A 12,027-nucleotide genomic window follows, 5' to 3' on the forward strand; every position below is an offset into this window, starting at 1 on the left:
GCCGGGGACGCGTCGCGTCCGGGCACGTAGCGTGCCCGTCCGACGGGTCCTAGCCGCGTGTCCCCTTCTTTCCCTTCCTCCCCCTCCTCCCCTTCTTCCGCCGCCCGTCGCTCCGGCCGGCCGACGGGTGCCCGGCGGCGTACGGATCGGCCGGAACACCGGCCGGGGCCTCCTGCTCCAGCTCCCGTCTGGTGACGAGCAGCTCCTTGCGCGCCTCCTCCCCCACATCGGGGAACCGGGGGTCGATGTCCATCAGGGTGTGGGCGAGGACCGCCGCCGCGCAGATCCGCGCGAACCACTTCCGGTCCGCCGGTACGACGTACCACGGCGCCCACTTCGTACTCGTGGCCGACAGCATTTCGGAGAACGCCTCCTGGTACTCGTCCCAGTGGCGGCGCTCCCGTACGTCGGCCGCGGAGAACTTCCAGTTTTTCTCCGGCAGGTCGATCCGCTTCAGGAAGCGGGTGCGCTGCTCCTCCTTGGACAGGTTCAGGAAGATCTTCACCACCTTGAACCCGTTGTCGGTGAGGTAGTGCTCCCACCGGTTGATCTCCCGGTAGCGCCGGTCCCACAGTTCCGGCCCGCACTGTTCGTCCGGCAGTTTCTGCCGGGCGAGGACCTCGGGGTGGACCCGGACCACGAGGACCTCCTCGTAGTGGGAACGGTTGAAGATGGCGACCTCGCCGCGACCGGGCAGCCGCCGGGCGTAGCGCCACAGGTAGTCGTGGTCGAGTTCCTCGCTGGAGGGCACCTTGAAGCTGCTGACGCGCACGCCCTGGGGGTTGACGCCGCTCATCACGTGGCGGATCGTCCCGTCCTTGCCGCCGGCGTCCAGGGCCTGGAGGCAGAGCAGTACGCCGAACGTGTCCTGGGCGGCCAGCCGCTCCTGGTACTCGGCCAGCAGCGACACTCCGGTCCGCAGCAGTTCGATCCCGTCCCGCTTCTTCAGACCGGCCTTGTAGCGGGGATCGAAGTCCCGGTCCAGACGCACCTTCGACCCCGGCTCCACCCTCAGGGGCCCGATGAAATCGGCGATGCGTTCGGCTCTGTCGTCGGACATAGGCCACCACCCCTTCGCTGGTCCTGGACGAGCACGGTGCGTTCCGGGGACGGGGAGGGTAACGGCCGCGGGAGCGTCGGATCCTTCCGCGCCGGCTCCGGGCCGGTCCCCCGGCCGCCGGCGGCCCCGTCGGGGGCTGCGCGGCGCGCGGCGTCGAGTGCCCTCCGGGACCGGCGTTCGACCAGGATCGGGATGTAGGCCCTGACCCTGGCCCGGTGGAACGAGTCGTACGCGGCCCTGACCGCCGCCTCGACGGTGACCGCGTCCACCGTCGGGTAGGAGGCCTTCAGGCGTGCCACCAGGTTCCGTACGGCCATCCGTTCTTCGACCGTCATGGCCGCTGCACCGCTTCCATGGCCCCTGACCTCCCGACCGCGGGAGCACGCGTCCCGCCATCGACACGAGGAGGATCCTCAGCGCTCATTGTGTGCTCGCCCCGACAAGATCGCCCCCCGGGCGGGGGAGCCCCGCCCGGGGGACGGCCACGGGGGTGGCGGGTCACCGCTGCGCGAAGTGTTTCCTGAGCCAGGTGAGCAGGGCCGCGAACGCGGGGGTCATGGCGCCGTCCGACTGTTCGAGGGTGGTCGGGCGGTCGCCCTCCTCCACCGTGATCGTGTAGCCCATCGCGTCCCGGGCACGGTCGTCCGTCTCCTCCGGCGGCATCGAGACTGCTGCCGCCACCAGCCGGGCCAGCTCGGCCGCGGCGTCCTCGGGCAGGGCGACGGTGTCCAGTACCAGGGGCGGGCGGCGGAGGTTGGTCACCGCCGCCAGCCCGCCGTATGTCTCCAGGGACACCTTCACCTGGTGCTCTTCATCGCGGTGACCTCTTTCGTCAGCCCCGTGACCTTGTCGGTCAGTGTTCCGATCTGCCGGGTGAGGGAGGCCAGGCCGTCGTCCCGGCTCGCTCCGCCGTGTCCGTTGCCGTTCGAGTGGCCGTGGCCGCTGACAGCGAAGCTGCGCACCCGGGCCACTCCGGTCGGGATGCCCCTGATCTGGACTTCCACTTCCTGCCAGGCCGACAGTACCGCCGACTGCTCGGGGCTTCCGGTGCCGAACAGTTCTCCGGCCTTCAGGAAGGTGGTGCCCGCGAAGTCCTCGAACTGGTTCTTGGGGCTGGACGCCTTGAGTGATTCGTACCAGATGGTTCCGGCGGACTGCCAGGCGAATCCGCCGATGCGCACGGCCGTCAGGAAGAACGCCTTGTTCGGGATGCCGGAGTTGAAGTGCACCCCGCCGTTGTCGCCGTGCTTGGTGTCGGGCAGGTGGACGAACCTGCTCATGCGGTCGGGTTGGGGGTCCTTTCCGAACTGGGGATTGTCGTACGCGTGACCCGGGTTCTTCAACGACCGCAGGGCGTCGCCGGGGATTCCCGGGGTCCAGACTTCGGCCCCGATCAGCCAGTCCGCCTCGTCGGCCGTCTGCTTCAGCGACCACTGGCTGGCCAGTGACCCGAAGACGTCCGACATCGACTCGTTCAGGGCGCCGGACTGATTGTGGTACTCGAATCCCGCGGTGTGATCGGTGACCCCGTGCGTACATTCGTGGAATGTCACCGTGCCGGATCCGGCGAGGTTGCCGAGCTCCTTGCCGTCCCCGTCGCCGAATACCATCTCCTGGCCGTCCCAGAACGCGTTGTTGAACTGGAAACCGAAGTGGACGTAACCGTCCAGGCGCATGCCCTTGTCGTCGATCGAGTTGCGCTGGAACACTTCCCTGTAGAAATCGCGCGCCACCCCGAGTGCGTCGAAAGCCTGGTTGACGGCCTGGTCCGCGGACTCCGGGCCGTCTTCCGTCCTGGCCAGGGAGGCGTTTTCGAGGAATTCCTCCTGCGCGCAGTCGAAGATGGTGCGCCGGCTGTTGCCGGGGGCCGCCGCGCCCGCGAAGGACGCCCGCACCGTTCGCTCACCGTGCAGGCGGGCGCTGAGCAGCAAGGTGTCCAAGGCGGCTTGGCGCACCTCCCTGTCCTTGCTGTCCAGCAGCTTGCTGAGAATGTACGGGGGGATGATGCAGTTGATGGGTCGGGTCCTGCTCATAGGACACCTCCGAAGAGAGAGGACCGACGGTTGAGCCTTCATCAATGCGACTGCGTGCCCGGCTGATCACGGGTCACCGGTCGTCATGGACCGGGGGCGCCGGGAGCCTCCGCCGGATTCGGGGCCACGGAAGGGATCGAGGGGCGTCCATGTCGACGTTCAACCATCAACCCGTCAACATGTGGACGGTACTTCGACGTTCAACATGGCCGGTCGCGGTTCGGACCGCGGATATCCGCCGGCGCGGAAGCGGCGGGAGGGGCGTCGGCGCCGACCAACCCGGATTCCGGCGGCGCAGTCACGCTGACATCACCAGTCTCCTGCCGTCCGTAGCGACCGGCAAACGCAACCCGGGGGACGGGCCCGCTCCGGACGGCGGTCGGGAACGGGCGGTCGGAGGCCGGGTGGTCAGGCCGCGGGCCTGCCGGGCTGGTCGTGGGTGGAGCAGTGGATGCCGCCGCCGCCCGAGGCGATGGTGTCGATCGGGATCGGCACGACGTCCCGCTTGGGGAAGTGCTCCCGCAGGATGCCGCGGGCCCTGTCGTCGGCCTGACGGTCGCCGAACCTGGGCATGAACACCGCGTCGTTGGCGATGTAGAAATTGGCGTACGTGGAGACGAAGTCGTCGCCCCGGCCCGTGATCCGGTCCAGGTCGGGCTGCGGGAGGTCGATGACCTCGAAGCGCCGGCCGCGGGCGTCCGTCGCCCGGGACAGGACGGACTTCGCCTGGTCGGCGGAGCGGGACCAGGAGTCCGGCGGGGTGGAGGGGTGCGCGCGGTCCAGCAGGACCACACCCGGGGCGGTGAACCGCACGAGGCTGTCCACGTGGGCGTCGGTGATGTCCTCGCCGCGTACGCCGGCCAGCCAGATCACCTTTTCCAGGCCCAGGGTCTGCTTGAGCTCGGCCTCGATGACGTCCCGTGACTTCCCCTTGTTGCGGTTGTCGTTGACGATCGAACTTTCGGTGATCAGCAGGGTGCCCTCGCCGTCCGGTTCGAAGGAGCCGCCTTCGGCGACCAGGGGCGCCTGGACGCGGGGGATCCCGTACTTGGCGAGCAGGTTGCGGCCGACCGCCCCGTCGTTCCCGTGCTCCTGCTTGTTGCCCCAGCCGTTGAAGTTGAAATCGACACCGGTGACCTTGCCGCCCTGCTCCACGAAGACGGGGACGATGTCGCGGGCCCACAGGTCGTCGACGGCCAGCGGAATCACCTCGACGTCCTTGCCGCAAGCGCGCTGCGCCGCGCCCACCTGCTCGGGCCGGGCCATCATGACGACCGCCTCGTACTGCCCGACGGCGCGGGCGATCCGAGCGATGTCCTCGCGTACGTAGGGCAGGTCCTCGTGCCAGACCGAGGACAGCGCGGGCCAGGACATGAAGGTGCGGGTGTGGCTCTCCCATTCGGCGCCGAGACGGCGCTTGCCGCCCGCGGTGGGGGAGGGGGAGGAGTCACCGGGGGCGCCGGCCTGGGCTCCGCCCGCCGCGGGACCACAGGCCGAGGCGCCCGCGATCGCGGCACCGATGCCGGCCAGAGTGCGAAGGACGGTCCGGCGGGTGGGGGGCTGGAAGGGCACGGGGAACTCCGATCATGTGCCGGCCGATGCGCCGCATCGGCCGGGGCGGGCGCAGTCGTCGCATGGACCGACAGAACGGGCCTCAAGGACAAGCGTGCGCGATCCGCTGCGCGAACGGCCGGTCGACGCGGGGAATGACGCGGCCTCGTACCGCCACTGTGGCACTGACTGGAAATTCAGTCAATTTGCGTCCCGAGGGAACCCAGGCGGCCGATTTCCACTCGGATCGCCTCGCGCAGCAGTCCGCGGGCGTGCTCCAGCGGGAGCAGACCGCTGAGCCAGCGGGCGCTGAGCCCCTCCAGGAGGGCGGTCAGTCGTTCCGCGGAGGCCGTGGCCGCGCCGGTCGGCGCGTGCGGACGCAGGGCGGCGAGGTGGCCGGCGACCTCCGCCACCCAGGCCGCGCCCGCTGCCGCGAGGTCGTCCCGCAGCTCCGGATCGAAGACGGAGTGGGCCCGCAGCTCTCCCCAGGCCGTGCTGTTCTCGCGGACCTCGGGCACGTCCTGGAACTCCAGCAGCAGGGTCTGCTCCAGGAGCGTCCGCCGGTCGGGCGGGTGGGCCGCCGCGGAATCCTCCGCGGTGACGGTGTAGCGGTCCGCGCGGTCCCCGATGAACGCGAGGGCGTGCCGCAGGATGCCGGGCCGGTCCTTGAAGTGGTAGTAGACCAGGCCGGTGGACACCCCGGCCTCGGCCGCCAGATCGGCCACGCGTAGCCCCCGGACGCCCTGACGTGCGATGACCCGCGCGGCGCCGGTGAGGATGGCCCTCTTGTTGTCGGTCACAGTCCGATCCCGCCCTGCCGTGTTCGTCTCGTATGGTCGTACATTGACTGAAAGTTTAGTCAGCAGGCACGATGCGCGCAGGTCATCCCCCGCATCGAAAGAGCCCACCCATGCTTGAACGCCTCCCCGACGCCCCACCCGCCCCGGGCCCCCTGCCCGCGCCACTGTCCGCCGACGACCCCCGCTCCATCGGCGGCTACCGCCTGCACGCCCGTCTCGGTTCCGGCGGCATGGGCGTGGTCTACCTGGCCTACACGCCCGGCGGCCGCCCCATCGCCCTGAAAGCCGTCCGCAGGGAGTTCGCGGCGGATCCCGAGTTCCGCGAACGGTTCGCCCAGGAGGTCGCCAGCGCCCGCCGGATCCACGGGCTCTTCACGGCCCAGGTGGTCGACTCCGGCGTCGACGACCACACGCCGTGGCTCGCCACGACCTACGTCCCGGGCCCGTCCCTGCACGAGGTGGTGCACCGGCACGGACCGCTGCCGGTACGCACGGTCCTCCTGCTCGTCGCGGGCATCGCCGAGGCGCTCCAGGCCATCCACGGGGCGGGTGTCGTCCACCGGGACCTCAAGCCCGCCAACGTGCTGATCGCGGGGGACGGCCCCCGGGTGATCGACTTCGGCATCGCGCGCGCGGCCGACGCCGTCGCCCTCACCGGTGCGGGCCTGCGGATCGGCACCGCCGCCTTCATGGCGCCCGAGCAGGCCCTGGGGCTGCGGGTGACGGGGGCCACCGACGTCTTCGCCCTCGGAGCGCTGGCCGCGTACGTGGCCGGCGGCAGCCCGCCCTTCGGCGAAGGGCCGGAGTCCGGGGCCCTGTACCGGGTGGTCCACGAGCATCCCGACCTCACGCGCATCCCGCCTGACCTGCACGACCTGGTCGCGTGGTGCCTGGCCAAACGCCCCGAGGACCGGCCGGGGACCGCCGGACTGATCGCCGCCGTCCACGCCCACCCCGCGGTGGGGCCGCGGCCGGAGTTCACCGACGGCTGGCTGCCCCGGCCGGTCCTGGACGACGTCGGAGAGCGGTCGGGCGACGGCCGCCCGCACCCGGGGTACGGCCGGGCGGGCGACCGGGGCCGAGCCCTTCCCGGCCCGGACCGCCCCGCGCCGGGGGGCCCGGCCCCGTACGGGGCGGTGAGCCACGCCCCGACGGCCCTGGCCGCGCCCGCGCCCGGCGCCCCGTCGTCCGCGCCGCCCGCGGCTCCGGCGCCGCGACCGGCGCCGACGCCCGAATCCGGCAGGCGTACGCGGGGGCGCGGACGGCCGCGCGTACGGACGGTGCTGCCGGCGGTGGCCACCACCCTCCTGGTGTGCGCCGGTGCCGCGTACCTCCTCGACGGTCCCGCCGACGAGGAGGCGGACGGGGCCGGCGGCTCAGGGGCCGCCGCGGCCCCCGCCTACCGCCCCGGCTACGCGAAGGCGGAGCTCACCGCCCCGGACCCGGGCTACGAGTTCGACCTGACCTCGGGCAAGGTCGCGCCGGCGGCGACGGTGGACTGGTACCTCGCGCGCGACGGCCGGGGTTTCGTGCCGTCGGAGGAGTCGGACGCGTTCGTGTCCGGCACGGGGGAGCTGACGGCCGCCGACTGCGTCCGCGGCATCGAGGCGAAGCCGGTCGCCGCCCTGCCCTTCGACGCCCTCGCGGACCGGCGCCCCTTCTGCGTGCGCAGTCCGGACCGCAGCAGGATCGCGATCGTGCGGCTGGTCGGGGCGCCCGCGGACGGCTCCGTCTCGATCGTCGTGGACCAGTTCCTGCGGAACTGACATGCGCGCCGAACCGGGCCCGGCGTGCCGGAGCAATGCGGTGCAAGGACTTGACTGAATTTTCAGTCAAGGTCAGGATGTCGCAACATCCCACTCCTTCCCCTCTGGGAGAGCCCCCCATGGACATGTCCCGAACCACCCGCCGACAGGTGCTCCGGCTCGGAGCGGCGGCCCTGCCGCTGGCCGCCCTCGCGTCGGGCCTGCCCTCCGTCGCGCACGCGGCCCCCGCCCCCGCCGGCGCCCCGCCGCTGCGGATGCCGGAGGAGACCGACCGCCATGCCCGCACCTACATGGCCTGGCCCGCGCTCTCCTCGGTCTGGGGCGACAGGCTCGACGCGGTGCGCAGCGACATCGCGGAGGTGGCGTACGCGATCTCGCGCTTCGAACCGGTCGTGATGCTGGCCCGCCCCGCTCAGGCCGCGGACGCCCGCTACCGCTGCGGGCGCGGCGACCGGTACGCCATCGACGTCATCGAGATCCCCGTCGACGACCTGTGGATCCGCGACTTCGGCCCCACCTTCGTCGTGGGCCCGGGCGTGATCGCCGGGGTGGACACCAACTTCAACGGCTGGGGCAAGACCGGCACCACGTACGCCCAGCCCTTCGCCAACGACGCGGCAGCGGCCGGAGTCCTCCTCAACGAGTACGGGGTGCCCGCGATCAGGGCGGGGTTCGTCGGTGAGGGCGGCTCGCTGGAGACCGACGGCGAGGGGACCCTGCTGGCCACCGTCAGCTCGCTCGTGAACGCCAACCGCAACCCGGGCATGAGCCAGGAGCAGGTCGAACAGGCCCTGAAGCCGGCGCTCGGCGTCGACAGGGTCATCTGGGTTCCGGGACTGGCCGGGCAGGACATCACGGACTGTCACATCGACTGCCTGGCCCGTTTCACGGGCCCGGGGCGGGTCATCCTGGACAAGCCGGGAGCGGGTGCGGACCGGAAGTGGATCGCCGTCTACGAGGAGACCCGGCGGGTCCTGGAAGGCGCGACCGACGCCCGCGGCCGCCGCCTCGCCATCACGGAACTCCAGGGCCCCGACCGCGGCCGCATCCGGGGCAAGGGGGACGAGTTCCTGTCCAGCTACACGAACTACTACACCGCGAACGGCGCGGTCATCGCTCCGCAGTTCGGTGACGTCGCCGCGGACGGTCTCGCGTACGTCACCCTGCAGGCCGCCTACCCCGACCGGCAGGTGGTCCAGATCGCCATCGACAACATCGCCTCCGGCGGTGGCGGCATCCACTGCGCCACGCAGTCGCACCCGGCCGTCCCCCCGGCCGTCTGATGGCCGCCGGGCCCCGGGGGTGCGGGGAGGTCCCGGCCGCCGGGCGGGCGCCGTTCGCCCCCGAGGCCCGTACGCCGGGCAACGGGGCGCCCACGAGCACCCCCGAACGCCCCGGTAAAGTTCCGGCCATGGCGTCTCGCAGCACTCAGATCCTCGAAGCGGCCGCCCGGGTGATCGCCCGGCGCGGGGTCCGCGGGCTGCGCGTGGAGGAACTCGCCGCCGAGGCCGGTGTCTCCACCGCCCTGATCTACTACCACTTCAAGGACCGCACGGGGGTCCTGCGCCAGACCCTCGAATTCGTCAACGACCGTGCGGAGCGCTACACCACCGACCGTGATCCGGACGCCCCGAAGCTCTCCCCCCGGGAAGAGCTGGAGGAAACCCTGCTGCTGGAGCTCCAGGACACCGTGGAGGTCCGGGAGAACAGCTCTGTCTGGGGCGAATTGCGGGCCAGTGCCGTCTTCGACGAGGTGCTGCGCGAGGACCTCGCCCGCGCCACCCTCGTCTGGGTCCAGGAGGTCGCCGCACTGCTGGGCCAGATCCAGCCGATGGCGCCCGCCTCCGCGCTCGCCGCCGCGGCCGAACGGCTCACCGCCCTGCTCGAAGGGCTCAGCATGCGCTGGCTCAGCGGTGGTGTGCGGATCGCACACGCGCAGGAGCTCCTGCGCTCCTCCATCGACGCCGAACTCGACGGACTCCGGCAGAACTGACGAACGCGCCTCCGCCCTGCGGAAGGCCGGGAGTTCACGCCGCTCTCTCCATTGACTGAATTTTCAGTCAATGGAAGAGTGGAGGTATCGAGCCGTCGGCCCACGAGGCCGCCGCGGCGCTCGCCCCTCATCTCGCCACCCGAGGCCCCGACTCCCCGCGGACGCGCACCTCTTGACGGTGCACCCGCGGCCCGGCCGTCCCGGTGGCCCCCGCATCTGCCTTCCGAGAGAAGGAATGTTCATGAAGGTTTCGACCTGCCGGGCTTCCCGGGCGGACTCCGGGTGGGCGTCATGCCCCTGACGCCCACCGAGCGGGACAGGCTCCTGCTGTTCAGCGCCGCCGAACTGGCCCGGGCCCGCTTCGCGCGCGGTCTGCGGCTCAACGTTCCGGAGGCGACCGCGATCATCGCGGACACGGTCTGCGAGGCGGCGCGTGACGGTGTCCGTCTCGCCGAGGCCCTCGCGCGCGGCCGGGCCGTCCTCGGCCCCGACGACGTCCTCCCTGGAGTGGCCGACCTCGTCACCGAGGTGATGGTCGAGGCGGTGTTCGAGGACGGCACCCGGCTCGCGGTGATCGCCGACCCCTTCGGCGCGCACGTGGGCGACGGCGGTGCGCCGGGCGCCGTACTGCCGGCCGCGGACGCCGTGGAGGTCCCCGCGCCGGCCGTGACCCTCGCCGTCCGGAACACCGCGACCGTGCCGGTGAGCGTCACCTCGCACTTCCACTTCTTCGAGGCGAACCCGCGCCTCGACTTCGACCGCGCCGCGGCCTACGGGATGCGGCTGGGCGTCCCGGCCGGGTCCTCGGTGCGCTTCGAGCCCGGCTCCACCGTCGAGGTGGGCCTCGTCCCGATCGGCGGGGACCGGATCGCGATCGGTTTCGCGGGCCTGGTCGACGGCCCGCTGGACGCCCCCGGCGCGAAGGCGGAGGCCCTGCGCCGGGCCGCCGCCTGCGGCTACCTCGGGGCGGACCCGGAGGAAGGAGTGCCGGCATGAGCCGACCGACACGACACAGCGACCACTGCGCACCCGGCAGCCGGCACATCGACCCGCACGAGTACGCCACGGTGCACGGCCCGCGGGCGGGGGACCGGGTCCGCCTGGGGGATTCCGGGCTCGTCGTCCGGGTGGAGTCCGACTCCCAGCGGCCGGGTGATGAGTTCCTGGCCGGTTTCGGCAAGACGGCTCGTGACGGCCTGCACCTGAAGGCCGCGGCCGTCCGTGAGACCTGTGACGTCGTGATCAGCAACGTCCTGGTGATCGACGCCGTCCTCGGCATCCGCAAGGTGTCCATCGGCATCCGTGAGGGCCGCATCCACGCGATCGGCCGGGCCGGCAACCCCGACACCCTCGACGGGGTCGACGTGGTCGTCGGCACCGGTACGAGCATCGTCTCCGGCGAGGGCCTGATCGCCACCGCCGGAGCCGTCGACACCCACGTCCACCTGCTCTCCCCGCGCATCATGGAGGCATCCCTCGCCGCGGGCGTCACCACGGTCATCGGCCAGGAGTTCGGCCCGGTCTGGGGCGTCGGCGTCAACTCCCCGTGGGCCCTCAAGCACGCCTTCAACGCCTTCGACGCCTGGCCCGTCAACATCGGTTTCCTGGCCCGCGGGTCCTCCTCGGACGCGGCCCCGCTGGTCGAGGCCCTGGCCGAGGGCGGAGCCTGCGGGTTCAAGGTCCACGAGGACATGGGTGCGCACACCCGCGCGCTGGACACCGCCCTGCGGGTGGCCGAGGAGCACGACGTACAGGTCGCGCTGCACAGCGACGGCCTCAACGAGTGCCTCTCCGTGGAGGACACCCTGCGGGTCCTGGACGGGCGAACCATCCACGCCTTCCACATCGAGGGCTGCGGCGGCGGGCACGTCCCCAATGTCCTCAAGATGGCGGGCGTGGCGAACGTCATCGGCTCCTCCACCAACCCGACCCTGCCCTTCGGACGGGACGCCGTCGCCGAGCACTACGGCATGATCGTCTCCGTCCACGACCTCAAGCCGGACCTCCCCGGCGACGCCGCCATGGCGCGCGACCGGATCCGCGCCGGGACCATGGGCGCCGAGGACGTCCTGCACGACCTGGGCGCGATCGGCATCACCTCCTCCGACGCCCAGGGCATGGGCCGGGCCGGCGAGACGATCCGCCGCACCTTCGCCATGGCCGCGAAGATGAAGGGCGAGCTCGGCCCGCTGGACGGCGACGGCGAGGGCGACGACAACGCCCGCGTGCTGCGCTACATGGCCAAGCTCACGATCAACCCGGCCATCGCCCACGGCCTGGCCCACGAGATCGGCTCCATCGAGGTCGGCAAGCTCGCCGACATCGTCCTGTGGCGGCCGGCCTTCTTCGGCGCCAAGCCCCAGCTGGTCCTCAAGTCCGGCTTCCCCGCCTACGGAGTCACCGGCGACCCCAACGCCGCCACCGACACCTGCGAACCGCTCGTCCTCGGCCCGCTGTTCGGAGCCCACGGCGCCGCGCCGGCGGACCTCTCGGTGGCCTTCGTCAGCCGGGCGGCGGCCGAGTCCGGCTCCTCCGGCGCCCCGCACGACGCCCTGGCCACCCGGCGCCGCCGGGTCGCCGTCCGCGGCACCCGCGGCATCGGCCCGCGGGACATGGTCGGCAACGCCCGCCTCGGGGACGTGCACGTGGACCCCCGCACCGGTCTCGTCACCCTCGACGGGGAGCCCCTGCGCTCGGAACCGGCCGAGCGGGTCTCCCTCAACCGCCTCTACTTCCTCTGAGGGCCCGCGGAGCCTCCGCCTCGCCGCCCTCGGTCGGCACCTTCGCCCCTCCTCGCGCTTGACTGAATTTTCAGTCGAGTGGA

At 72.0% G+C, this 12,027-nt stretch carries 11 protein-coding genes; 5 read left to right on the forward strand and 6 right to left on the reverse strand.

Features of this window, described 5'->3' with window-relative positions; genetic code table 11:
* Positions 1-49: 49 nt before the first annotated feature.
* The 6 genes from OG295_RS31020 to OG295_RS31045 all read right to left on the reverse strand — a co-directional run bounded on the left by OG295_RS31020 (position 50) and on the right by OG295_RS31045 (position 5,444).
* Positions 50-1,060: a polyphosphate kinase 2 family protein gene (locus tag OG295_RS31020; protein WP_371679914.1), complete on the reverse strand. Its 1,011-nt coding sequence runs from the start codon at positions 1,058-1,060 to the stop codon at positions 50-52.
* On the reverse strand, positions 1,012-1,395 hold the full coding sequence (locus tag OG295_RS31025; protein ID WP_371679915.1) for a three-helix bundle dimerization domain-containing protein: 384 nt from the start codon (positions 1,393-1,395) through the stop codon (positions 1,012-1,014). Before OG295_RS31025 ends, OG295_RS31020 begins: the two co-directional genes overlap by 49 nt.
* Before the next feature lie 163 nt (positions 1,396-1,558).
* Positions 1,559-1,855, reverse strand: a complete 297-nt coding sequence (locus OG295_RS31030) for a protealysin inhibitor emfourin (RefSeq protein WP_371679916.1) — start codon at positions 1,853-1,855, stop codon at positions 1,559-1,561.
* Positions 1,856-1,857: 2 nt separating this feature from the next.
* Entirely contained in the window at positions 1,858-3,093 is a 1,236-nt protein-coding gene (locus tag OG295_RS31035) for a M4 family metallopeptidase (protein WP_371679917.1), read from the reverse strand.
* A gap of 408 nt (positions 3,094-3,501) precedes the next feature.
* The gene (locus OG295_RS31040; protein ID WP_371679918.1) at positions 3,502-4,665 is read right to left on the reverse strand and encodes an agmatine deiminase family protein; all 1,164 of its coding nucleotides are present in this window, start codon (positions 4,663-4,665) and stop codon (positions 3,502-3,504) included.
* A gap of 176 nt (positions 4,666-4,841) precedes the next feature.
* Positions 4,842-5,444 carry a TetR/AcrR family transcriptional regulator gene (locus tag OG295_RS31045; protein ID WP_371679919.1) on the reverse strand — a complete coding sequence of 201 codons (603 nt, stop codon included), beginning with the start codon at positions 5,442-5,444 and terminating at the stop codon, positions 4,842-4,844.
* Between the two features lie 110 nt (positions 5,445-5,554).
* Between OG295_RS31045 and OG295_RS31050 the strand changes: the two genes are divergently transcribed.
* From OG295_RS31050 to OG295_RS31070, 5 genes are all read left to right on the forward strand, one after another.
* Complete coding sequence (locus OG295_RS31050) at positions 5,555-7,210, forward strand: serine/threonine-protein kinase (RefSeq protein ID WP_371679920.1); 1,656 nt, start codon at positions 5,555-5,557, stop codon at positions 7,208-7,210.
* A 119-nt stretch (positions 7,211-7,329) separates the two neighbouring features.
* Positions 7,330-8,493, forward strand: coding sequence for an agmatine deiminase family protein (locus OG295_RS31055; RefSeq protein ID WP_371679921.1), 1,164 nt, complete (start codon positions 7,330-7,332; stop codon positions 8,491-8,493).
* 128 nt (positions 8,494-8,621) lie between these two features.
* Positions 8,622-9,203, forward strand: a complete 582-nt coding sequence (locus OG295_RS31060; protein ID WP_371679922.1) for a TetR/AcrR family transcriptional regulator — start codon at positions 8,622-8,624, stop codon at positions 9,201-9,203.
* 291 nt (positions 9,204-9,494) lie between these two features.
* On the forward strand, positions 9,495-10,199 hold the full coding sequence (gene ureA / locus OG295_RS31065) for an urease subunit gamma (protein WP_371679923.1): 705 nt from the start codon (positions 9,495-9,497) through the stop codon (positions 10,197-10,199).
* Entirely contained in the window at positions 10,196-11,944 is a 1,749-nt protein-coding gene (locus OG295_RS31070; RefSeq protein WP_371679924.1) for an urease subunit alpha, read from the forward strand. Before ureA ends, OG295_RS31070 begins: the two co-directional genes overlap by 4 nt.
* The last annotated feature ends 83 nt before the right edge of the window (positions 11,945-12,027 follow it).

This window comes from Streptomyces sp. NBC_01276 (assembly GCF_041435355.1).
Taxonomy (GTDB): Bacteria; Actinomycetota; Actinomycetes; order Streptomycetales; family Streptomycetaceae; genus Streptomyces.